Origin of the sequence: Kineococcus gypseus (assembly GCF_050871305.1) — a bacterium.
GTDB lineage: Bacteria > Actinomycetota > Actinomycetes > Actinomycetales > Kineococcaceae > Kineococcus > Kineococcus gypseus.
This window is the reverse complement of sequence record NZ_JBJLRD010000038.1, coordinates 1-23,287: the sequence shown is the minus strand read 5'-3', so window position 1 is coordinate 23,287 and position 23,287 is coordinate 1. Positions and strand designations below refer to the sequence as shown.

Genomic DNA, 23,287 nt, shown 5'->3' with positions numbered 1-23,287 from the left:
GCTGCGCGGCGACGAGCTGCGCGTGGACGAGCTGCGGGTGCTGGAGGCCGAGGCGGTCCACGTGATCCGCGAGGTGGTGGCGGAGCTGGAGCGGCCCGTGCTGCTGTTCTCCGCGGGCAAGGACTCCATCGTGCTGCTGCGCCTGGCGGAGAAGGCGTTCGCACCGGCAGCGGTGCCGTTCCCGGTGATGCACGTGGACACCGGGCACAACTTCCCCGAGGTGCTCGACTTCCGCGACCGGCGCCTGGCGCGCGGCGGGCACCGCCTGGTCGTCGCCTCGGTGCAGCAGGCCATCGACACCGGGCGGGTGCGCGAGGACGGCCCCGGTGCCTCGCGCAACCGCCTGCAGACGCGCACCCTGCTCGACGCCCTGGCCGAGGGCGGTTTCGACGCCGCGTTCGGCGGGGCGCGCCGCGACGAGGAGCGCGCCCGCGCCAAGGAGCGCGTCTTCAGCTTCCGCGACCAGTTCGGCCAGTGGGAGCCGCGTGCTCAGCGCCCCGAGCCGTGGTCGCTGTACAACGGGCGCATCCGGCGCGGCGAGCAGGTGCGGGTGTTCCCGCTGAGCAACTGGACCGAGCTGGACGTGTGGCGCTACGTGGCGCTGGAGGGCCTGGAGCTGCCGAGCATCTACTTCGCCCACCGGCGCCGGGTGTTCGAGCGCGACGGCATGCTGCTGGCCGAGTCGCCGCACACGCCGCTGCGGCCGGGCGAGGAGGTGCGCGAGGAGCTCGTGCGCTACCGCACCGTGGGCGACCTGACCATCACCGGCGCGGTGCGCTCCGAGGCCGCCGACGTCGAGGCCGTCATCGCCGAGCTGGGCACCGCCACCGTCTCCGAGCGCGGGGCCACCCGCGCGGACGACCGCACCTCCGTCGCCGCCATGGAGGACCGCAAGCGAGAGGGGTACTTCTGATGGGTGCACCGGCGCCGCGCGAACTGCTGCGGCTGGCCACGGCCGGGTCGGTGGACGACGGCAAGTCCACCCTCATCGGGCGGCTGCTGCACGACACCGGCTCCCTGCCGCTGGACCACCTGGAGGCGGTGATCGACGACGCCGGGGTGCCCGACCTGGCCGCGCTGTCGGACGGCCTGCGCGCCGAGCGCGAGCAGGGCATCACCATCGACGTGGCCTACCGGTTCTTCTCCACCGCCAAGCGGGGTTTCATCCTGGCCGACACCCCCGGCCACGAGCGCTACACCCGCAACATGTTCACCGGCGCCTCCAACGCCCACCTGGCCGTCCTGCTGGTGGACGCCCGCGCCGGGGTGGTGCGCCAGACGCGACGGCACGCGCGCATCGCGACCCTGCTGGGCGTGCCGCACCTGGTGGCCACGGTGAACAAGATGGACCTCGTCGACTTCGACCGCGCCCGCTTCGAGGAGGTCGCCGCGGAGCTGCGCGAGCTGGCCGCGCTGCTGGGCGGGGTGGAGCTGACGGTCGTGCCCATCGCCGCCAAGCACGGCGACAACGTGGTGCACCGCTCCCAGCGCACCCCCTGGTACGAGGGCCCGACCCTCATGGAGCACCTGGAGGACGTGGAGGTCACCGCTCCCGACCACGGCGCGGGCGGTCTGCGCCTGCCGGTGCAGTGGGTCTCGCGCCCCGAGGACGGGCGGCGCCGGCGCTACGCCGGGCGCCTGGCCGCGGGCACCCTGCGCGCCGGCGACGAGGTGCTCGTGCTGCCCTCGCGCGTGCGCACCCGCGTCAGCGCGATCGACACCCTCGACCCCGGGCGCACCGTCGCCGTGCCCCCGCTGTCGGTGTCGGTGGAGCTGGCCGACGAGGTCGACGTCGGCCGCGGCGACCTGCTCGTGCGCGCCGGCGACGAGCCGGTCCCGGCGCGCGAGCTGGTCGCCGGCGTGTGCTGGATGAGCGAGACGCCGCTGCGCGCGGGGGACCGGCTGGCCCTGAAGCACACCACCCGCACCGTGCGCGCCACCGTGCAGGCCCTGCACGACCGCCTCGACCCGGAGACCCTGCACGAGTTCCCCGACCCGGTGCACCTGGAGCTCAACGACATCGGCACCGTCACCCTGCGCACCAGCTCCGACGTGCTCGCGGACCCCTACGAGCGCAACCGCGAGACCGGCGCGTTCATCCTCGTCGACGAGCACACCAACGACACCGTCGGCGCCGGCACCGTGCTGCGCGCCTCGCCGGCCCCGGCGCCGCAGCGCCACCGCGAGGACGTCACCTGGCACCCCTCGTCCCTGCGCCGCGAGCACCGGGTGCGGGCCACCGGGCAGCGCGGGGCGACGGTGTGGCTGACGGGCCTGCCCGCCTCGGGCAAGTCCACCGTCGCCGTCGCGCTGGAGCGGTCGCTGGTGGAGTCCGGCCGCGTGGCGTACCTGCTGGACGGCGACAACGTCCGGCACGGCCTGTCCGACGACCTGGGCTTCTCCCCGGGCGACCGCGCCGAGCACGTGCGCCGGGTCGGCCACCTCACCCGCCTGTTCGCCGACGCCGGCGTCGTGGCGATCGCCTCGATGGTCTCCCCGCTGCGCTCCGACCGCGCCGTCGCGCGCTCGATGAACGAGGCCGCGGGCATCCCCTTCCTGGAGGTCCACGTGGCGACCCCCGTCGAGGAGTGCGAGCGGCGCGACCCCAAGGGCCTGTACGCGCGCGCCCGCAGCGGGCAGCTGACCGGGCTGACCGGCGTCGACGCGCCCTACGAACCCCCCGAGGCGCCCGACGTCGTCATCGACACCACCGGCGCCGACCTCGACGACCTCGTGCAGCGGGTGCTGGCCGCCCTGCACGCGCGCGAGCAGCACGAGCAGCACGAGGAGGGGCGGGCGTGAGCGCGCCGGGCGACGTGCCCGCGCGCGAGGACGCCCCGCGCGAGGACGTCCTGCTGGTGCACTGGCACGACCTGGGCCGGCACCTGTCCTGCTACGGGGCGGGGGCGCCGAGCCCGCACCTGGACGCGCTGGCGGCCGAGGGCGTGCTGTTCACCGCCGCCCACGCCACCGCGCCGCTGTGCTCGCCGGCGCGCGGATCGCTGTTCACCGGCCGCTACCCGCACAGCAACGGCCTCGTCGCGCTGGCCCACCACGGGTTCGAGTACCACGACGACGTGCGCACCCTGCCGGCGCTGCTGAGCGCGGCGGGCTGGCGCACCGCGCTGTTCGGGATGCAGCACGAGACGGCCCGTCCCGAACGCCTGGGTTTCGACGAGTTCGACGTCACCGACTCGCGCTGCGACTGGGTCGTGCGGCGCAGCGAGGAGTGGCTGGAGCAGCTGGGCCCCGGGCCCCGCGCGCCGTTCCTGCTGACGGCCGGGTTCTTCGAGACCCACCGCCCCTACCCGCCCGAGGACTACCCGTCCGCCGACCCCGGCGCGCTGCGGGTCCCGGGGTACCTGCACGACGACCCGTCGGTGCGCGAGGACCTGGCGGCGTTCCACGGCTCCATCGCCGTCGCCGACGCGGCGGTCGGCCGCCTGCTGGCGGCGCTGGAGCGGCTCGGGCTGGACGCGACGACGTGGGTCGTCTTCGTCACCGACCACGGCGAGGCGTTCCCCGGGGCGAAGTCGACCCTGTACGACGCGGGCACCGGCATCGCGGTCGTGGTGCGCCCGCCGCGGCGCCGCCGCGTCCCGCCGCACGTGCACGACGGCCTGTTCAGCGGGGTGGACCTGGTGCCCACGCTGCTGGACGTGCTGGGCGTGCAGGTGCCGGAGGAGGTCGAGGGCCTGTCCCACGCGCCCGCGCTGCTGGCCGCCGGCGCGGACGTGCCGCCCGTGCGCACGGAGGTGTTCACGCAGAAGACGTTCCACGACAGCTACGACCCGGTGCGCGCCGTGCGCACCGCCACGCACAGCTACATCGAGAGCTACGCGCCCCGCCCGCGCCTGGACCTGCCGCTGGACATCGCCGGCAGCCCCTCGGGGGCCTCCCTCGGGCCGGAGCACCGCCGCCCGCGCCCCGAGCGCGAGCTGTACGACCTGCGCAGCGACCCGCACGAGCGCAGCAACCTCGCCGACCGCCCCGAGGTGGCCGACCTGCAGCGCGACCTGGCGCAGCGCCTGCACCGCTGGCGCGAGTCCACCGGGGACGTCCTGCCCTCCCTGGAGGAGGGCGAGGCCGTGGCGGCGCGGTTCATGGCCGCCCACCTGGCCCGCCTGGGCGCCCCGCCGCGCGAACCGCGCAGCAGCGGGCGCGGGATCGTCGGGCCGTTGCGCTCCCCGGCCAGCGCCGCGCCCGACACCGGCGGCGCCGGGGGCCGCGCGTGAGCTGCTGCGCGCCGCGCCCGGCGCCCGCGGGTCCCGCCGCGAGTCGGGCAGACGCCGCACCCGTGGGTCCCGCGGTCCCGGCACCGCCCGCGCCACCGGCACCGCCCCCCGCGGGCGCGCCGGCGGGGGAGTGGGTCCCCGTCCCGGCCGGCACGTTCCTCATGGGCAGCGAGGACGCCGACGTGAACCCCCTGGACGCCGAGGGTCCCGTGCGCCCGGTGCGGGTGGAGGCCTTCCGCATCGGCGCCACCACCGTCACCGCCGCGCAGTTCGCCGCCTTCGTCGCGGCCACCGGCCACCGCACCGACGCCGAGCGGCACGGCTGGTCCCTCGTCGTGGCGGGGTCCCTGCCGCCGGCGCTGCGCGAGGAGGTGCCGCGCGTGGCCGCGGCCCCGTGGTGGGCGGCGGTCCCCGGGGCGTGCTGGTGGGCGCCGGAGGGGCCGGGTTCGACGCTGCGCGGGCGGTGGGACCACCCCGTCGTGCACGTCTCGGCGCTCGACGCCGAGGCGTACTGCGCCTGGGTCGGCGGCCGGCTGCCCACGGAGGCCGAGTGGGAGCGCGCCGCCCGCGGAGGGCTGGAGCAGCGCCGCTTCCCGTGGGGCGACGAGCTGACCCCCGGGGGGCGGCACCGCTGCAACACCTGGCAGGGCCGCTTCCCCGAGCACGACAGCGCCGAGGACGGTTTCGCCGGGACCGCGCCGGCGCGCTGGTACGAGCCCAACGGCTTCGGGCTCTACCAGTGCGCGGGCAACGTCTGGGAGTGGTGCGCCGACACGTGGTGGACGCCGCGCCAGCGCCGCAGCGACCGGCGCTCCATGCGCGGCGGTTCGTTCCTGTGCCACGACTCGTACTGCAACCGCTACCGCGTCTCGGCGCGCACCTGCAACGACCCCGACGCCACGCTGGCCAACCTCGGTTTCCGCTGCGTGCTGCCGCCGGAGCGCGTCGTCCCCGCCCCGGCGGGCGCTCCGGTGGGGAGCGCCCCGTGAGCGGCCCCGGGCAGCGCGCCGGCGGGCCCGCGGACCCCGCGGTCCCGGGGGCCCTGGCGGCGGTGGCCGGCGGGCTGGCCGGCGCCGACGACCACCGCGTGGCCGCGGCCCTGGCCGCCGAGACCGGCCGGCAGCTGCTCGCGCTGCGCGGTGCCGTCGCGCCCGCCGAGCTGCGCGCGCGCGGCGACGCGCGCGGTCAGGAGGTCCTGGCCGCGCTGCTGGGCCGCCTGCGCCCGCGCGACGCCGTCCTGAGCGAGGAGGCCGCCGACGACCCCGTGCGCCTGGCGTCGCGGCGCGTGTGGATCGTCGACCCGCTCGACGGCACCCGCGAGTACGGCGAGCCGCCGCGCACCGACTGGGCCGTGCACGTGGCCCTGTGGGAGGACGGCGACCTGGTGGCCGGTGCCGTCGAGGCGCCCGCGGCCGGCCGCGCCGCCGGCACGGGCGCCGCGGTGCCCGTGCCGGCGCGCGCGCCCGGCCCGCTGCGGGTGGTCGTCAGCAGGAGCCGACCGCCCGCGCTCGCGCACGCCCTGCACGAGCAGCTGGGTGCGCAGCTGGTCCCCATGGGTTCCGCCGGCGCCAAGGCGCTGGCGGTGGTGCACGGGGAGGCCGACGCGTACGTCCACGCGGGCGGGCAGCACGAGTGGGACTCCGCCGCCCCCGTCGCCGTCGCGCGCGCCGCCGGGCTGCACGCGAGCCGCCTGGACGGCTCCGCGCTGCGCTACAACCGGCCCGATCCGAGCCTGCCGGACCTGCTCGTGTGCCGGCCCGAGGTGGCCGAGGCCGTGCTGGGGGTGCTCGCGGCCGCCCGGTGACCCGCGCCGGCCTCGGCCGGGCGCTGTGCGCGCACCGCCCCGCCGCCGGCGGCTCCGCCGAGGTCGGCGGCCGAGGACGAGTACACGAGGCTTTCACATGTAAGTTCCGGTTATCGCGACTTTCGTGAACCAACAGGGCTGCTGCACGGGGCTAGGGTCGTCGGGCGTGACTGCTCCACACCGGCTGCTCCGGGACGTGCTGCGCCGGCGGCGCCGGGCGGGCCTGCTCGGGTGCGCCGCCTCCACCGTGCACCAGGTCTGCGAGGCGCTCGTGCCCGTGGCCGTCGGCCTGGTCGTCGAGCGCGCCGTCGCCACCGGGGACGTGCGCGCGGCCACCTGGTCGGTGGTGGGCGTGCTGGGGCTGTTCGCCGTGCTCAGCTCCGCCGGTGCGCTGGCGTTCCTCACCTTCGACGGGGCGCAGTTCCGCGAGGCGCACCACCTGCGGGTGGCGGTGCTGCGCGCGGCCCTGCACCGCCCGGCCGGCGCCCCGGCGCTGCGCGACGGCGACGTGCTCAGCGTGGCCACCTCCGACACCCGCCACGCCGCGGGCGTGCTGTCGCTGCTGGGCTACCTGGTCTCCGCCGGGGTGGGCACGGCGGTGTCCGCGGTGGTGCTGCTGCGGGTGGACGTCGTGCTGGGGCTGGGGCTGCTGGTGGCGGTGCCGGCCCTCGTGCTGGGCCTGCAGCGCCTGGCCCCGCGCCTGGAGCGGCGCGTGCGCACCCGCCAGGAGGCCGCCGGGCTGGCGGCGGCGACCGCCGCGGACCTGCTGGCCGGGTCGCGCCCCCTGCGCGGCTTCGGCGGTGTGCCCGAGGCGGTGCGCCGCTACGGCGCGGTCAGCCGCACCTCGCGCGACGCGGCCGTGGGGGCCGCGGGCGCCACGGCGCTCGTGGTCGGCGCCAGCACGCTGGCCACGGGCCTGCTGCTGCTGGGCACCGCGGCGGCGGCCACCGCGCTGGCCGTGCGCGGGCGCATCGACGTCGGCGAGCTGGTCACCGTCGTCGGTGCCGCGGCCTTCCTCGCCGACCCGGTGCGCACGATCACCGCGTGCGTGCAGGGCCTGGCCGTCGCGCGCGCCGGGGCCGGCCGGGTGGCCGAGGTGCTCGCCGCCGCGCCGGGCGTGCCGGGCGGTCCCGCCGGCGGTGCGCCCGCCGGCGCGGCGCCCGCGCTCCCGGGGGTGCCGGCGCTGTCGGTGGAGGGGGTGCGCGCGGGTCCGCTGCGCGGGCTCGACCTGCGCGTGGAGCCGGGGGAGCTGGTGGGGGTGGTCGCCGCCGACGTCGCCCTCGCCGACGCCCTGGTGGACGTGCTCGCGGGGCGGCGCGCGCCCGAGGCGGGCGCGGTGCGCGTGGGCGGTGCGGCGCCGAGCGCCGCGGGTCTGCTCGTCGAGCCGCACACCGTGACCCTGCTCGGCGCGACCGTGCGCGAGGCGCTGGACACCGGCGGTGCCGCGGCGCCGCACGTGCTGGACGCGGCGCTGGTCGCGGCGCGCGCCGACGAGGTGGTGCGCGCCCGGCCCGGCGGCCTGGACGCCGCGCTGCTCGAGCGAGGCGCGGACCTGTCGGGCGGTCAGCTGCAGCGGCTGGCGCTGGCGCGCGCGCTGGCCGCGGACCGCCCCGTGCTGGTGCTGCGCGACCCGACCACGGCGCTGGACGCCGTCACCGAGGACGCCGTGGCGGCCGGGCTGCGCGCGCTGCGGCACGGCGGGCGGGACGGCGGGCGGGACGGTGCTCGGCAGGACGGGGGGTGCGGGGCGCGCAGCACGCTGGTGGTGACGACGTCGCCGCTGCTGCTGGCCCGCTGCGACCGCGTGGTGCTGCTGCGCGCCGACGGGTGCCGCGCCGGCACCCACGAGGAGCTGCTGGCCGAGCCCTCCTACGCCGCCGCGGTGCTGCGGTGAGCGCGACGGGCGCGGCGGGCGCGGCGGGCGCGGCGGGCGCGGCGGGCGCGGCGGGCGCGGCGCTGCCGGTGGCCGGTGCCCGGCGCAGCGCCGCGGTGCTGGCCGCCACCGCCGCTGCGCACCGGCGCACGCTGCTGTCGGCGCTGGGCACGACCGCCGCCGCCGGCGCCGGCCTCGTCCTGGTGCCGCTGCTGCTCGGGCGCGTCGTCGACGTCGTCGCCGACGTCCTCGGCGGCGCGGCGGGACCCGCGGCGGGCGCCGCGTCCGCTGCCGGGTCCGCCGCCGCGGCGCCGTCCGCGGCCGAGCAGCAGCGGCTGTGGGTGCTCTTCGCCGTGCTGGCGGTGGTGGCGGTGCTCTCCGCCGTCTTCGCCGCCCTCTCGCGCGCCCGTTCCGAGCGCCTGGGCGTGGAGGTGGCCGCGGACCTGCGCGAGCGGGTCGTCGACCGCGCGCTGCGCATGGACGCGCAGCGCCTGGAGCGCGCCGGCGGCGGCGACGTCGCCTCGCGCGTGACCGAGGACGTGGAGCTGTTCACCTCCTCCACCGAGCTGGTGGCCACCGTGCTGACCTCGCTGCTGACGGTGGTGCTGGCCGCGGCCGGGTTCGCGGCGCTGGACTGGCGCCTGGCGCTGGCGTTCTGCACCGTCTTCCCCGTCTACGCGCTGGCGCTGCGCGGCTACCTGCCGCGCGCGGCGCCGCTGTACGCGCGCGAGCGGGCCGTGGCCGCCGAGCGCTCGAGGGTGGTGCTGGAGTCGCTGCGCGGGGCGCGCACCGTGCGCGCCTACGGCGCCGAGGAGCTGCAGGCCGGCCGCGTCGAGCGGGCCTCGAGCCGGGGGGTGGGCGCGGCCGTGGCGGCGCTGCGCGTCTTCGCGCGGCTGTCGGTCTCGATGAACGCCGCGGAGGCGGTGGGGCTGTGCTCGCTGCTGCTGACGGGTTTCCACCTGGTGCGCTCCGGGCAGGTCAGCGTCGGCGACGTCACCGCCGCCGCGCTGCTCTTCCACCGCCTCTTCGGGCCGCTGGGCGTGCTGCTGCTCAGCTTCGACGACGTCCAGCGCGCCGGTGCCGCGCTGGCCCGCCTGGTCGGGGTCGCCGACGTCGAGCCGCCGCCGCGGCTGCCGCGCCGCGCGGTGTGCCACCCCGCGGCGCTGTCGGTGCGGGGGCTGACCCACGCCCACCCGGGCGGGCCGCCGGTGCTGCACGGCGTGGACGTCGAGGTGCCCGCCGGGGCGAGCCTGGCGGTGGTGGGCGGGTCCGGCGCGGGCAAGTCCACGCTGGCCTCGCTCGTCGGGGGGGTGCTGACCCCCGGCGGCGGGCGGGTGCTGCTGGACGGCACCGACCTGGCGCTGCTGGACCCGCGGCAGCTGCGCGAGCACGTGTGCGTCGTCACGCAGGAGGCGCACGTGTTCACCGGCACCCTGCGCGAGGACCTGGCGCTGGCCGCGCCCGGCGCCGGCGACGCGCAGCTGCTGCGGGCGCTGGCGGCGGTGGGTGCGGCGTCGTGGGTGGCGGCCCTGCCGCGGGGCCTGGGCACCCGCGTCGGCGCCGGGCAGCACCCGCTGACCGCCGCGCAGGAGCAGCAGCTCGCGCTGGCGCGCGTGGTGCTGCGCGACCCGGCGCTGGTGGTGCTGGACGAGGCCACCGCCGAGGCCGGCAGCGCCGGCGCGCGCGAGCTGGAGGTCGCCGCGCGCGCCGTCCTGGCCGGGCGCACCGCCGTGGTGGTGGCGCACCGGCTCAGCCAGGCGCGCGCCTGCGACCGCGTCGCGGTGCTCGAGGCCGGTCGGCTGGTGGAGCTGGGCACCCACGACGAGCTGGTCGCCGCGGGCGGGCGCTACGCGCGGCTGTGGGCGACGTGGAGCGCGGCGGCGCCCGCGCCCGCGTCCGGGGACGCGTCCGCCACGCCCGTCGCGCACCCTCTCGTCCCCTGACGTTCACCGGCGCGTCACCGGCCGTGCTCGTGGTGTCCCCGGGGCGGGGTACCGTCCCGGCGCAACCACCTCCCCTCCGGAAGGTCCTCCATGCCCAGCCGTACCCGCGCCGCCCGCCTGACCGGCGGCTGCGCCGCCCTCGGCGTCGCCGGCGCCGCGCTCACCGCGCTCGGCCTGCCGGTCGCCACCGCCTCCGCGGCCGCGCCGAGCACCCCGTTCATCTCCGAGATCCACTACGACAACACCGGCACCGACACCGGCGAGTTCGTCGAGGTCCAACTGCCCGCCGGCACCAGCTCCACCGGGCTGTCGATCGTGCTCTACAACGGCGACAACGGGTCGACCTACGACACCGACGCCCTGCCCGCCGTCACCGCCGAGGCCACCGCTCCCGCCGTCGCGGTCGTGAACTACGCCAGCAACGGCATCCAGAACGGCGCGCCGGACGGCGTGGCCCTCGTGCGCGGCGGCGAGGTCCTCGAGTTCCTGTCCTACGAAGGCATGTTCACCGCCGCCAACGGTCCCGCCGCGGGGACGACCAGCACCGACATCGGCTTCGCCGAGCAGGGCACCGAGGCCGTCGGCCGGTCCCTCTCGCGCACCGTCACCGCCGACGGCACCTCCACCTGGGCCGGTCCGGCCGCCGCCACCCGCGGTGCGGTCAACGCCCCCGCCGCCACGCCGCAGCCGCCCGCCCCGGCCCGCCCCGTCGAGATCGGCGCCGTCCAGGGCCGGGAGGCGACGACCCCGCTCGACGGGCAGCAGGTCGCCGTCACCGGCGTCGTCGTCGGCGACACCCCGGGCCTGTCCGGCTTCTACCTGCAGGATCGCGACGGCGACGGCGACCCGGCCACCTCCGACGGCGTGTTCATCTTCAGCTCCGCCGCCGTCGACCTCGGCGACACCGTCACCGTGACCGGCCAGGCCCAGGAGTTCGGCGGTCAGACGCAACTCCGCGCCTCCTCCGTCGCGGTCGTCACCGAGGGCACCGCGGCCGACCTGCCCGCGCCCGCCGCCCTGGACCTGCCCGCCGGCGACGCCGCCCGCGAGCGCCTGGAGGGGATGCTCGTCGCCCCCGCCGACCAGCTCACCGTCAGCGAGGTCTACGCCCTGACGTCCTACGGCGAGCTGACCCTCTCGCAGGGCGGCCTGCTCGTGCAGCCCACCGAGGTGGCGCGCCCCGGCACGCCCGAGGCCGCTGCCGTCGTCGCCGACAACACCGCCCGCAAGGTCCTCCTGGACGACGCCAGCAACGCCCGCACCGGCACCACGGACCGCCCGTACCTCTCCCCGAGCACCCCGGTGCGCGTGGGGGACGCGGTGCGCTTCACCGAGCCCCTCGTGCTGGGGTACGGGTTCGCCGAGTGGCGCCTGCAGCCGGGGGACGGCACCGCCGACGGCGTCTTCGCGCCGCAGAACACCCGTCCGGCCGCCCCGTCGGCCGTCGGCGGCGACGTGCGGGTCGGCGCGTTCAACGTGCTGAACTACTTCACCACGCTGGGCGGTCAGGGCCGCGGGGCGACGAACCCCGCGGACTTCGAGGAGCAGGCCGGCAAGATCGTGCCCGCCATCCGCGCCCTGGGCGCCGACGTGGTCACCCTCATGGAGATCGAGGACACCGACTCCACCGGCGCCAGCCCCGGCAACGCCGACGGCGCGCTGGCGGACCTGGTGCGCCGCCTGAACACCGCCGCCGGTTCCGAGGAGTGGGCGTACGTGCCCATGCCGCAGGAGCTGTACGCCGTCGACCGCGACGTCATCCGCAGCGCCATCATCTACAAGCGGGGCGTCGTGCAGCCCGTCGGCGCCCCCGCCGGCCTGGTCGACGAGGCGGTGTGGAAGAACGCCCGCGAGCCGATCGCGCAGACGTTCGTCAAGGACGGTGACGCGTTCACCGTCGTGGCCAACCACTTCAAGTCCAAGAGCACCGGTGCCGCCACGGGCGACAACCTCGACAGCGGTGACGGGCAGGGGCAGTGGAACGGCGACCGCGTCCGCCAGGCGCAGTCCCTCGCCGCGTTCATCGCGACGCTGCGCCAGCGCAGCGGTGACGCGGACGTCGTCGCCCTCGGCGACTTCAACGCGTACACGCAGGAGGACCCGATCGAGGCGCTGCGCCGGGCGGGGCTGACCGACCTGGGCAGCGAGTTCGACCCGGGCCGCTACAGCTACGTCTTCGACGAGCTGTCCGGTTCCCTGGACCACGCGCTGGGCACCGCCGAGCTGACCCGCAAGGTGACGGGCGTGGCGCACTGGAACATCAACTCGGTCGAGTCGTTCGCCTACCAGTACGTCGGCGACCCGGCCCTGTACGCCCCGAACCCCTACCGCGCCAGCGACCACGACCCGCTGGTGCTCGGCATCGACCTCGACGAGCGCTGCCAGGGTCTGGTGCCCACGATCCGCGGCACCGCCGGGAACGACGTGCTCAAGGGCACCGACGGCCGCGACGTCATCGTGGGTCTGGGCGGGGACGACGTCCTCACCGGTGGCAACGGCGACGACGTGCTGTGCGGCGGCGCCGGTGACGACCGCCTCGACGGCGGCAACGGCGAGGACGTCCTCCTCGGCGGGTTCGGCGCCGACCGCCTGGCCGGCGCCAACGGTGACGACGTCCTCGTCGGCGGCCCCGTCACCGACGTGCTGGACCAGGGCCGCGGCAGCGGCCGCGCGGAGCAGGAGGGCGCGGAGTCCTGACGCTGCGGGCACCGCGCTGAACCGGCGCCCCCGAGCGCCGGGACCCCGGGAGCCCGGGACCCCCCAAGGGGTCCCGGGCTCCTGCGCGTTCCGGCGGTGGGCAGCGCCGCACCGGCCGGCGCGCCCACCGGGTGCGCCGAACCCCTGTCGTGCGAGCCTCCCGCGCGGCACCCTGGGGGCACGACGCGGCCCGCGCTGGTGCGGCCCCGCGGCGCGGCTGGCACGACGGCGCGAGGAGGCGGTGGACGTGAGCGGTGCGGACGAGTTCGGCGTGGACGTGGACCCTGCGGGGGCGGCGCGCGGGGCCGTGGTGGTCGGCGTGCACTCCGGCGAGGAGTGCCTGCCGGTGGTGCTGTGGGCGGCGGAGCAGGCCTGGCGGCGCTCGGCGCCGCTGCTGCTGCTGCACGCCGAGCCCTACCCCTTCGCCGGGGACTCCATGGGCGCGGTGTGGGCGGGGGAGGTCGCCGAGCAGCTGGACCGGGACGCGCGCGAGCGCCTGCACCGGCTGGCGGGCAAGGTGCACGACGAGGTCCCCGAGCTGGACGTGCGGGTGCAGGTGGTGCACGACAACCGCCGGCACGCGCTGCTGCGCGCCTCGGCGGGGGCCCGCCTGGTGGTCACCGGTCCCGGGCGCCGGCGCGGCGCGCTGGGGGAGCTGCTGCTCGGCTCCACCAGCCTCTTTCTCGTCGCGCACGTGAGCTGCCCGGTGGTGGTGGTGCGCAGCGGCGCCGGCGGCGAGGGCGCCGAGCGCTCCCGCAGCGGCGTCGTGCTCGGCTCGGACGGCTCCGGCGCCGCGCGCGCCGCGGAGGCCTTCGCCGCCTCCCACGCGCGCGCCCACGGCGAGGCGCTGACCGTGGTGCGGGTGTGGCGCTCGCCGGTGCCGCGCTCGCGGGTGGACGCCGACGTCAGCGCCGCCGCCCGCGAGCAGGCGCGCCTGGAGGCCGAGCACGGCCTGGAGGGCGCGCTGGAGCGGGTGCGCGCGGCCGTCCCGGGGCTGGTGGTGCACGGGCGCCTGGTCGAGGACGCCCACCCGGCCGAGGCGCTGCTGGCCGCCGGTGCCGGCGCGCGCCTGCTCGTGGTCGGCTCGCGCGGGCGCGGCGCGTTCGCGCGCGCGCTGCTCGGCTCGACCAGCCACGAGGTCGTGCACCACGCGCACGGGCCCGTGGCGGTCGTCCCGGACGCGGAGCGGCGCGGGTAGCGCGCTCGAGGACCGGGTCGCCGACGAGTCGATCGCCGACGTCGGCGCCCACCGCGGAGCCCTCGTGGAGCAGATCGACGCCGCCGAACCGGACCTCTGAACCGGACCTCTGAACCGGACCTCTGAACCGGACCTCTGAACCGGACCTCTGAACCGGACCTCTGAACCGGACCTCTGAACCGGACCTCCTCATCGGCGGCGACCGCTTCGGCGAGCACACCGGGGAACTCTCCAGGATCGCCCCCACCATCGACGTCTCGCCGGACGCCGAGGCCGAGGGCGGTTCCGTCGCCGGCCTGGCGGCGCGGAGGACCGTGCTCGGCGAGGTGTTCGGCGAGCAGAGGCGGGCGCCGAGCTCGTCACCGCGCTGGAGGCCGCGCAGGAGCGCGCCACCGCCGCCGTGGACGGGGAGGCGGTGTCCCTGGCCGTGGCCACCGGCGGGCACGTCGACGACGGCGCCCAGCTGAACCCGCACCGGGTGGTCGTGCCGGACCGCGACGCGGCCACCGGCGACGACCCGAACGCCTCCACGGCGCGGCGGTTCGTCGCCGAGCGGGAGGTGTGGGGTTCCACCCCGGTCCTCGGCGCCGGGCGCGACGGCGCCGACCTGGACGTGCACCGCACCGGCTCGGCCGAGGTGGCCCACGTGGTCTCCGTGCTGCGCCAGCTGGGGTTCCCGGGGCTCGCCGGCCTGCAGCACCGCCACCTCGACGAGCTCTCCGGCGGGCAGCGCCGGCGCGCCCCCATCGCGACGGTGCTGGCGCGGGGCACCCGCTGCGTGCTGCTGGACGAGCCGTCGAACGACCTCGACGTCCGCCACGCGGTGCAGGTGGTGCGGCTGCTGCGCCGCAGCGCCGACGAGCTCGGCCGCGCGGTGGTCCTGCTGGTGCACGACGTCGACGTCGCCACCGCCTGGTCCGACCGCGTCGTCGCCGTGCGCGGTCCCGGCGGGGGTGTGGACACCGCGCGACCGGCTGCTTAGCATCGCCGAAGCCGTTGCTCGATCGAACGGCCTCGCGGAGTGGACGACGGGGAGGCTCTGGTGCCTGCACGACCTGATCTCGGACGGCGCGGTGTGATCGGCGCCCTGGCGCTGGCCGGGGCCGCGACGGCCGTGGGGGCCGGCGCCCCCGCCGCCGCCGCGCCCGGCGCCGAGGAGTGGCCCGCGAGCGCCGACGCGGCCCTGCGCCGCCTGCTGGCCGGCAACGCCCGCTTCGCCGCCGGGCGCGCGCGCCACCGCGGGCAGGACGTGGACGCCGTGCACGCCGCCGCGCAGGGCCAGCACCCCTTCGTCATCGCCCTGGGCTGCTCCGACTCGCGCGTGCCCCCGGAGGTCGTCTTCGACGAGGGCGTCGGCGCCGTCTTCGACCAGCGCGTGGCCGGCGGCATCGTCGACGACGCGATCCTGGGCAGCATCGAGTTCGCGGTGGGCGAGTTCGCCCCGCCGCTGCTGCTGGTGCTGGGGCACGAGCGCTGCGGCGCGGTCAGCGCCACCGTCGACGCCGTCGAGAGCGGTTCTCGCGCGCCCGAGCACGTGCAGAGCATCGTCGAGGCGATCCGCCCGGCGGTCGAGGCGGTGCGCGACCAGCCCGGGGACCTCGTGGAGAACGCCGTGCGCGAGAACACCCGGATGGTCGCCGGGCAGCTGGTGCACCGCAGCCGGACGATCCGCCGGGCGGTGCGCTCCGGTGCCCTGCGCGTGCAGGCCGCGCGCTACGACCTCGACACCGGCCGGGTCGAGCTCCTCTGAGGCGCGCGAGCCCGCGCCCGTGAGCACCACCACGCCCGCCCCGCCGCACCCGGGTGCCCTGCTGGACCCCCTCGCCACCTCGCCCACCCGCAGCGTCCTGCTGGTGGTGGGCGGGGTGGCGCTGACCGCCGCGCTGGCGCGGGTGTCCGTACCCCTGCCCGGCACGCCCGTGCCCGTCAGCGGCCAGAGCCTCGCCGTCGTGCTGACCGCCGCCTGCCTGGGACCGGCTCGCGGCACGGCCGTGCAGGTGGCGCACCTGCTCGGGACGCTCGCCGGGCTGCCCCTCGACACCGACGGCGAGGGTGGGCCCGGGGCGCTGCTCGGCCCCACCGGCGGCTACGTCGTGGGGTTCGTGCCCGCCGCGCTCCTCGTCGGCCTGGCTGCCCGGCGCGGGGCGGACCGCGGTGTCGGGAGCGCGCTGCTGCTGTTCACCGCCGGGCAGGGCGTCGTCCTGGCCGTGGGGGTGCCGTGGCTGGCGCTCAGCGCCGGGCTCACGGCGCGCGAGGCGCTGCGCGCGGGGTTCCTCCCCTTCGTTCCCGGCGCCCTGCTCAAGGCCGCGTCGGGAGCGCTGCTGGTGCGGGGGGCGCGGCGCCTGGTGGGCCTGTTCCCGGGCGCGCCGGACCACCGGGCGGGACGGGGTTCCCCGAGGTCCCTCGCCGGCGCGACGTGCCGCCGCCCCGCCCCGGCCCGCGGAACCCGCCGGGCACGCGCCGCCGGTACCGCTTGCGGTCGGTGATCGCCCCGCGTTCACTGGGGGCGACCCCCCAGCCGCAGCGCCGCGCAGAAGAACCGGAGCCCCGCCATGGCCCAGGCCGACCACGCCGTCTCGCTGAGCACCCCCACCGCTATAGCCGTCGGCTCGCGCGCCGTGGAACTGCCCGTCCGGCGAGGCGGCCGCCGCGTCGGCGTGCTCACCGTCTCCGGCGCGGGCGTGCGCTGGGAACCCGCCACGTCCAGGCCGGCGGTCGACGTCAGCTGGGAGGACCTGCCCAGCGCCCTGGCCTCGGTCGCGCCCCCGCGGGAGGCGCGCGCGGCGAACAGCAGCGGCGCGCGCCGCGGTTCGACCCGCGCGGCCCGCCAGGCCACCGGACGTCCCGGCGCGGTGCCGAACCCGAGCGCGGGGACCGGTGCGGACGACGGCGGGAGCGTGCACGTGCCGGGGCAGCAGCCGCTGCCCCTGGAGGGCCTGACCGCCCCGGCCACCGACGGCTCCGGTACCGAGACCGGTTCCGGCTCGAACGGTTCCGGCTCGAACGGTTCCGGCTCGACCGGTTCCGGCTCGACCGGGTCCAGCGCGGGCTCGAGCACCGCGGCCTTGGTCGGGGGTGCCGCCGCGGGCGCGGCGTCCGGACGGACGCCGGTGGTGGACCTGGCCGGTTCCGCGTCCACCTCCGAACCCGTCCCGGCGGCCCGGGGCGCGGTTCGCGCCGGCACCACGCGCCGGAGCGCGAAGAAGGCCCCGCCGCGCCGGGCGGGGGAGCCGGCTGCGCGGGAGGTGACGTCCGCGCCGGCGAGGGCGGCGAGTTCCACCGTCCCCGCCGCGGGTGCCGATACCGCCCGCCTGGACGCCCGGGCGGTGCGCCGGTGGGCGGCGGCCAACGGCATCGACGTCCCACCGCGGGGACCGCTGAGCGCCGCCGTGCGCGAGCGGTACCTGGCCGCCCGCTGAGACCGGGGGCGGATCGGCGGGTGCGCCGGCCCGCTCGTCACCCCAGCCAGCGCCGCCAACCGGACGGGTCGGGTTCCGGGGCCGGCTCCTCGCCCAGCGCGCGGGCGGCTTCGGTGACGTCGTCGGCGGTGAGCGTCACGACGTCGGCGCGGTCCAGCTCCTCGGCGCTGCGGCCGCCGTCGCGCGTCAGCCGCAGCGCCTGGCGGTTGAGCGCCTGCTCGAACAGGGTGCGGGCGAAGCGGGCGTTGCCGGAGTCCTCACCCGGGCGCAGGCCGGCCAGGATGCGCCGCAGCGCCTCCTCCGCGCCGGGCGCGAGCTCGTACTCGTGCTGGTCCGCGATGATCCTGAAGATCTCCTGCAGCTCGTCCGTGGAGTAGTCGGGGAAGTCGACCTCGCGGGCGAACCGCGAGCGCAGACCGGGGTTGGAGAGCAGGAAGGACTCCATCAGCTGCGGGTACCCGGCCACGATCACCACCAGGCGGTGCCGGTGGTCCTCCATGCGCTTGAGCAGGACCTCGATGGCCTCCGGGCCGAAGTCGAGCCGGCCGTCGCCCTCCGGCGCCAGCGAGTAGGCCTCGTCGATGAACAGCACGCCGTCGAGGGCCCGGCGGATCACCCGGTCGGTCTTGACCGCCGTCTCGCCGACGTACTGCCCGACCAGGGCGGCCCGGTCCACCTCCACCAGGTGGCCCCGCTGCAGCAGGCCGACCGCCCTGTACATCTCCGCCAGCAGCCGCGCCACGGTGGTCTTGCCGGTGCCGGGGTTGCCGAGGAACACGAGGTGCTGGGACGTGGCCGCCTCGGGCAGCCCGTGGGCCTTGCGGCGCGCCTGCACCTGCAGGAAGGCCACGAGCGCGCGCACCTGCTCCTTGACCGTGTCCAGCCCGACGAGCCCGTCGAGCTCGGCCTGCAGCACCGGCAGCGGACGGGCCGGTCCGGCACGGCCCGCGAGGCGCTCGCCCACCAGCTCGTCCACCCCCCGCAGACCGGAGCGCCCGAGCCGGTCGCCGATGCGGGCGACCCGCTCGCGCAGCTCGTCGAGCGCCTTGCGGTCCAGGGCCATGGCGCGAGCCTAGGGGCCGGTCCGGTGGGCGGCGCCCCGAGCGCCCGGGTCCCTCCCGGGCGGCCCGAGCCGCTCCGGGGGGTCGCGGTGACCCGTCCGGCATGATGTTGCCGGGGCGGCCGCGCCCGCGGGTCGGGAGGAGTGGAGGCACAGGCGTGTCACGGGTCACCACCGCGGACGTCGCGCGCGAGAGCGGTGTGTCCCGGACCACGGTGAGCTACGTCCTCAACGACACGGCGGGCGCCGCGATCTCCGCGGCGACGAGGCAGCGGGTGCGTGCCGCGGCGGAGCGGCTCGGGTACGTGCCGTCGGCGGCGGCGCGGGCGCTGCGCCGTGGACGCAGCGACCTGGTGCTGTGCGCGCTGCCGGACTGGCCGGTGGGCCCGGTCATCGACTCCCTGCTGGACCACCTGACCGGGGAGCTGGCCACCCGCGGCCTGTCCGTGCTCGTGCACCACCGCCGCGAGCAGCGACCGCTGTCGGACCTGTGGCGCGCGGTGACCCCGCGGGCCGTCGTCGGCTTCACCGCGTTCTCCGCCGAGGACGAGCGCGCCATGCAGCGGGCCGGCATCCAGGCCATCGGCACCGTGCTCGACGACGACCCGCGCCACCCGGGTGCGTTCGCCGTCTCGCAGACCGAGGTCGGGCGGATGCAGGTGCGGCACCTGGCCGCCGCCGGTCACCGCTCCCTCGGCTACGCGCAGACCACCGACCCCCGCGTGGTCGACTTCGCCGTCCCGCGCCTGGCCGGCGTGCGCGAGGAGTGCCGGCGCCTGGGACTGCCGGCCCCGCGCGTGCGGGCGGTGGAGGTCTCCGTCGAGTCCGGTGCGGCTGCCGCACCCGCCTGGCGGGCCTCGCCCCACCCGGTGACGGCCGTGGCCGCGTACAACGACGAGGTGGCGCTGGCGGTCCTCGCGGGCCTGCGCGCCCTGCGCCTGCGCGTGCCGCAGGACGTCGCCGTCATCGGCGTGGACGACGTGCCCGCCGCTCGGCTCTCGGCGCCGGCGCTGACCACCGTGTCGCAGTCGGTGCACCTGCAGGCCCGCTACCTGTGCGACGCGGTCGTCGCGGCGCTGGACGGGGGCTCCGAACCAGCGCGTCCCGCCGACGTGCTGCGCCTGGTGGTGCGCGAGTCGGCCTGAGCGGTGCCCCGGCGGACGCGCCGGTGGGCCGGAGCGAGGACCGCTCCGGCCCACCGGCGCGCGTGGTGGCGCTGGTGCTAGGCGTCGATCACGGCGCCGGGTAGTCGACGACGAACTGCGGCGAGCCGGTGTTGCTGTCGTCCGCCTGCCCGCCGATGCCGTTGACCACGTGCTGGATGGTCCCGGCGGTCAGGTTCACCGTCATGACGTGGTGCAACCTCACGCCCGGCGTCTGCGGCACCTCGTAGCCGTTGGCGGTGACGATGGAGGGGTCGTTCTGGTTGAAGACGTAGACGCCGCCGCCGGTGAGGCTGTGGGTCTTCACGTCGTCCGCCACCTTGTACGCCGCCCACCCGAGGGTGCCGTCCGGGCGGTTCCAGTCCGCCTGGGTCGGCGGGTCGTACGGCAGCTCGTTCTGGTAGAGGATCGTGCGGCCGTTCTCGCCGTTCCACACCGTGTTGAACTGCTGGAAGTGCTCGACGAACAGCCCCGTCGCGGTGACGTCGTCCCCGTTGACCACGACGCCGGTGCGTCCGGTGTTGGTGTTCCAGCGGTCCGTGTCGCCGTTGACGCCGGCGGTGAAACCCTCGACGCCGTGGTCGGCGCGCCACACCCAGGTGTGGTCGATGAGGACGTGGTCGCTGTTCACCTCCAGGCTGGTGTCGGCCTTGCCGACGTGGGGTCCGCCGACGCGGAAGTACACGTCGGACAGCGTGGTCGGGTTCGCGGGGTCGCTCTTCTTCGATCCGTTGTTGCCGTTCTTCGTCCCCACCCGCAGCAGGACGGGCGATTCCACCGTGCCCGCGTCGATCGTGACGCCGGCCACGACGACGCCGGGGACGTCGGCGACGGTCAGCGGGATCGAGCCGCCGACGGCCGTGAGCGTCGCGTGGCCCAGGCCGAGGACGACCGTGCCCGCACGCTTGACGGCGATGCTCTGCGCGACGTCGTACACGCCGGGGGTGAGCAGCAGGTTCCTGCCGCGGGCCAGCTGGTTGTTGATCTCCTTGACGGGGGTCGTGGGGCCGGCGACGAAGAACTCGTGCAGCGGCACCGTGCGCCCGGCGGTCGGCCCGTCCTCCCAGGAGACCCCGCGGCTGTCGGTCTGGGCCCGCGGGACGCGCACCTGGTAGGTGCCCTGCTCGTCCACGAACAGGAACGGCTTCTCCCGGCTGAGCGGGGTGCGCTCGACCGTCGTGTACGGGGGGGTCGGGTAGGTCGCGTCGCTGGGGGCGCCCTCGGTGCCGGAGAAGATCTGGTTCCAGACGGCGTTCGACCAGCTGCCGATCGTGCTGTTGCGGGTCAGCCACTGCTGCTGCGAGCCGTTGACGACCGTGCCGGCCCTGGAGTCGGCGAGGAAGCCGCCGCTGGCGTACTGCGGCCCGCGCGTGCAGTAGTCCATGAGCGAGAGGGTGCCGCCGACGACGTTGACCCGGCGCATCGACGCCGCCTGCGAGACGGCCCAGAAGTTCGCGGTGCCGCGGCAGCCGTCCTGGCCGGTGGCGTTGACGTCGATGGTGAGGTTCGACAGCGTGCGCCAGAAGTTCACCAGGGCGATGCAGTTGCCGGGCTGACCGTCGGGGTCGGTGGACGTGCAGCGGTTGTAGGTCTCCACCTTGCCGTTGATGACGACGTCCTCGGGCGAGGCGCCCAAGCCGGCGACCTCGGTGTAGTACCCCACCTTGATCTGCAGCGGGTCCTCGTCCGTGCCGTACGTCCCCGGCTCGAACAGCAGCGCGTACCTCTGGGTGCCCATCTCGTCGTCGACCTGCTGGGCGTGGATCGCGTCGGCCTTCGCCTGGATGACCTCGACCGGCATGCTGGGGTCGAAGACGGTGACGTTGACGCCGAGGTCGGGCCGTGCGGCGCCGGCCGCGGGCGCCGCTGCGACGGCGCCGGCCGCGGCGGGGACGATCGACAGCGCGACCGTCAGGGTGAGCAGGCCGGCGAGGCGCCGGCGGCCGTGGCGGGCTGGCGACGCAGCGCGCGCCGGGGTACCTGGGGAGTTCATCTGAGTCCTCGTCATCGAGTCCGACACCAACCAGGTGACTCGTGTCACTGTCGACACAGGCTATGTGCGCGCTCCTGGTTGTCAAGACGTCGCTCCGGGTGAGCGCACGGCGCCCGCGCAGCCGGGCCGGCGCCCGTGGGCGTTGACGCGCGCACCCCCGGCCAGCAGGGTGGGGCGCGGGAGGGCCCCGGCGGGGCCGCCTCCGGAGGAGCCGGCACGTGCGCACGCCCGTCCACCACGGCCCGCCGGCCGCGACCGGCGAGGAGGAGACCCCGATGAGCGAGCGCAGCACCCCGTCCCCCGGTGCGCCCGAGCTGGTCGAGCACTGGATCGCCGGCCGTCCCACCGCCGGCCGGGGCGCGCGCCGCGGCGAGGTGCACGACCCGGCCACCGGGCGCCTGAGCCGCCACGTGGTGCTCGCCGAGCCCGAGGACGTCGAGGCCGCCGTGGCCGCGGCGCGCACGGCCTTCCCCGCCTGGCGCGACACCTCCCTGGCCCGGCGCACCGCGGTGCTCTTCCGCTTCCGCCAGCTGCTCGACGCCCACCGCGACGAGCTGGCGGCGCTCATCACCGCCGAGCACGGCAAGGTGCTGGCCGACGCCGCCGGCGAGGTCGCCCGCGGGCAGGAGGTGGTGGAGCTGGCGTGCGGGATCAGCCACCTGCTCAAGGGCGGTTTCAGCGAGAACGCCTCCACCGGGGTGGACGTGTACTCCCTGCGCCAGCCGCTGGGTGTGGTCGCGATCGTCTCCCCGTTCAACTTCCCCGCGATGGTCCCGATGTGGTTCTTCCCCCTGGCGATCGCCGCGGGCAACGCGGTGGTGCTCAAACCCAGCGAGAAGGACCCCTCCGCGGCGAACCTGCTGGCGCGGCTGTGGGGGGAGGCCGGCCTGCCCGACGGGGTGTTCAACGTCCTGCACGGCGACCGCGTCGCCGTGGACGGGCTGCTGGCCCACCCGGACGTCGCCGCGGTCTCCTTCGTGGGTTCGACCCCCGTCGCCCGCCGCGTGTACGAGAGCGCCACCGCGCGCGGCAAGCGCGTGCAGGCGCTGGGCGGCGCGAAGAACCACATGCTGGTCCTGCCCGACGCCGACCTGGACCTGGCCGCCGACGCGGCCGTCAACGCCGGTTTCGGTTCCGCCGGTGAGCGGTGCATGGCCGTCTCGGCGCTGGTGGTGGTCGACGCCGTCGCCGACGACCTCGTCGCCGGCATCGCGAAGCGCGTGGCGACGCTGCGCACCGGCGACGGCCGCCGCGGCTGCGACATGGGCCCGCTGGTCACCGGTGAGCACCGCGACCGGGTGGCCGGCTACGTCGCCGCGGGCGTGGCCGAGGGCGCCGCGCTCGTCGTCGACGGGCGCGAGGTCGTCCCCGACGTCGCCGAGGGCGTCGAGGCCGCCGACGGGTTCTGGCTGGGCCCGACCCTCTTCGACCACGTGTGCCCCGGCATGTCGATCTACACCGACGAGATCTTCGGCCCCGTGCTCTCGGTGCTGCGCGTGGGCGGGTACGAGGAGGGTCTGGAGCTGATCAACGCCAACCCGTACGGCAACGGCGTCGCGCTGTTCACGAACGACGGGGGAGCGGCGCGCCGCTTCCGCAACGAGGTGCAGGTCGGCATGGTGGGCATCAACGTGCCGGTCCCGGTGCCGGTGGCGTACTACTCCTTCGGCGGCTGGAAGAACTCCCTGTTCGGCGACACCCACGCCCACGGCACCGAGGGCGTGCACTTCTTCACCCGCGGCAAGGTCGTCACCGAGCGCTGGCCGGACCCCTCCCACGGCGGGCTGAACCTGGGGTTCCCGCAGAACCGGGGGGGGGGGGGGGGGCCCCGGCGGGGGGGCCCGGGGCCGCCCCCCCCACCCCCCCCCCCCCCCCCCCGCCCCCCGGGCGGGGGCGGGCGTA

At 77.0% G+C, this 23,287-nt stretch carries 17 protein-coding genes; 15 read left to right on the top strand and 2 right to left on the bottom strand.

The genetic code is table 11. From position 1 onward, the window contains the following. The first annotated feature begins 1 nt into the window (after position 1). From cysD to ACRYMN_RS14375, 13 genes are all read left to right on the top strand, one after another. Positions 2 to 913 (top strand): sulfate adenylyltransferase subunit CysD, encoded by a 912-nt coding sequence (gene cysD, locus ACRYMN_RS14435; protein ID WP_432496442.1) that lies wholly within the window; start codon positions 2 to 4, stop codon positions 911 to 913. Beyond that, positions 913 to 2,802 carry an adenylyl-sulfate kinase gene (gene cysC / locus ACRYMN_RS14430; RefSeq protein WP_432496391.1) on the top strand — a complete coding sequence of 630 codons (1,890 nt, stop codon included), beginning with the start codon at positions 913 to 915 and terminating at the stop codon, positions 2,800 to 2,802. Before cysD ends, cysC begins: the two co-directional genes overlap by 1 nt. Beyond that, on the top strand, positions 2,799 to 4,235 hold the full coding sequence (locus ACRYMN_RS14425; protein WP_432496388.1) for a sulfatase family protein: 1,437 nt from the start codon (positions 2,799 to 2,801) through the stop codon (positions 4,233 to 4,235). Before cysC ends, ACRYMN_RS14425 begins: the two co-directional genes overlap by 4 nt. A 161-nt stretch (positions 4,236 to 4,396) precedes the next feature. After that, positions 4,397 to 5,224 (top strand): SUMF1/EgtB/PvdO family nonheme iron enzyme, encoded by an 828-nt coding sequence (locus ACRYMN_RS14420; RefSeq protein WP_490054839.1) that lies wholly within the window; start codon positions 4,397 to 4,399, stop codon positions 5,222 to 5,224. Between the two features lie 74 nt (positions 5,225 to 5,298). Then, on the top strand, positions 5,299 to 6,039 hold the full coding sequence (locus tag ACRYMN_RS14415) for a 3'(2'),5'-bisphosphate nucleotidase CysQ (protein WP_432496439.1): 741 nt from the start codon (positions 5,299 to 5,301) through the stop codon (positions 6,037 to 6,039). A 166-nt stretch (positions 6,040 to 6,205) separates the two neighbouring features. Continuing rightward, entirely contained in the window at positions 6,206 to 7,933 is a 1,728-nt protein-coding gene (locus ACRYMN_RS14410) for an ABC transporter transmembrane domain-containing protein (protein WP_432496382.1), read from the top strand. Beyond that, positions 7,930 to 9,855: an ABC transporter ATP-binding protein gene (locus ACRYMN_RS14405; RefSeq protein ID WP_432496379.1), complete on the top strand. Its 1,926-nt coding sequence runs from the start codon at positions 7,930 to 7,932 to the stop codon at positions 9,853 to 9,855. The genes ACRYMN_RS14410 and ACRYMN_RS14405 overlap by 4 nt, the downstream gene beginning before the upstream one ends. Before the next feature lie 90 nt (positions 9,856 to 9,945). Next, positions 9,946 to 12,552, top strand: a complete 2,607-nt coding sequence (locus ACRYMN_RS14400; RefSeq protein ID WP_432496376.1) for an ExeM/NucH family extracellular endonuclease — start codon at positions 9,946 to 9,948, stop codon at positions 12,550 to 12,552. Positions 12,553 to 12,799: 247 nt separating this feature from the next. Continuing rightward, entirely contained in the window at positions 12,800 to 13,750 is a 951-nt protein-coding gene (locus tag ACRYMN_RS14395) for a universal stress protein (protein ID WP_432496374.1), read from the top strand. Positions 13,751 to 14,150: 400 nt separating this feature from the next. Beyond that, a complete protein-coding gene (locus tag ACRYMN_RS14390; protein ID WP_432496371.1) occupies positions 14,151 to 14,732 on the top strand; it encodes an ATP-binding cassette domain-containing protein in 582 nt (193 codons plus the stop codon). Between the two features lie 93 nt (positions 14,733 to 14,825). Next, complete coding sequence (locus ACRYMN_RS14385; RefSeq protein WP_432496369.1) at positions 14,826 to 15,500, top strand: carbonic anhydrase; 675 nt, start codon at positions 14,826 to 14,828, stop codon at positions 15,498 to 15,500. A 19-nt stretch (positions 15,501 to 15,519) separates the two neighbouring features. Next, positions 15,520 to 16,236: a biotin transporter BioY gene (locus ACRYMN_RS14380; protein WP_432496366.1), complete on the top strand. Its 717-nt coding sequence runs from the start codon at positions 15,520 to 15,522 to the stop codon at positions 16,234 to 16,236. A 66-nt stretch (positions 16,237 to 16,302) separates the two neighbouring features. Then, positions 16,303 to 17,169 (top strand): Lsr2 family DNA-binding protein, encoded by an 867-nt coding sequence (locus ACRYMN_RS14375; protein ID WP_432496363.1) that lies wholly within the window; start codon positions 16,303 to 16,305, stop codon positions 17,167 to 17,169. A gap of 37 nt (positions 17,170 to 17,206) precedes the next feature. Here ACRYMN_RS14375 and ACRYMN_RS14370 read toward each other — a convergent pair whose 3' ends face one another. Continuing rightward, on the bottom strand, positions 17,207 to 18,232 hold the full coding sequence (locus ACRYMN_RS14370; protein ID WP_432496361.1) for an AAA family ATPase: 1,026 nt from the start codon (positions 18,230 to 18,232) through the stop codon (positions 17,207 to 17,209). Between the two features lie 101 nt (positions 18,233 to 18,333). On the opposite strand from ACRYMN_RS14370, the gene ACRYMN_RS14365 reads away from it, so the two are divergent. Next, positions 18,334 to 19,374, top strand: a complete 1,041-nt coding sequence (locus ACRYMN_RS14365) for a LacI family DNA-binding transcriptional regulator (protein ID WP_432496358.1) — start codon at positions 18,334 to 18,336, stop codon at positions 19,372 to 19,374. Positions 19,375 to 19,462: 88 nt separating this feature from the next. Here ACRYMN_RS14365 and ACRYMN_RS14360 read toward each other — a convergent pair whose 3' ends face one another. After that, complete coding sequence (locus ACRYMN_RS14360) at positions 19,463 to 21,385, bottom strand: glycosyl hydrolase family 28-related protein (protein WP_432496355.1); 1,923 nt, start codon at positions 21,383 to 21,385, stop codon at positions 19,463 to 19,465. A 275-nt stretch (positions 21,386 to 21,660) separates the two neighbouring features. On the opposite strand from ACRYMN_RS14360, the gene ACRYMN_RS14355 reads away from it, so the two are divergent. Beyond that, positions 21,661 to 23,287 (top strand): CoA-acylating methylmalonate-semialdehyde dehydrogenase (locus tag ACRYMN_RS14355; RefSeq protein ID WP_432496436.1); only part of this gene is annotated, 1,627 nt, incomplete at its 3' end.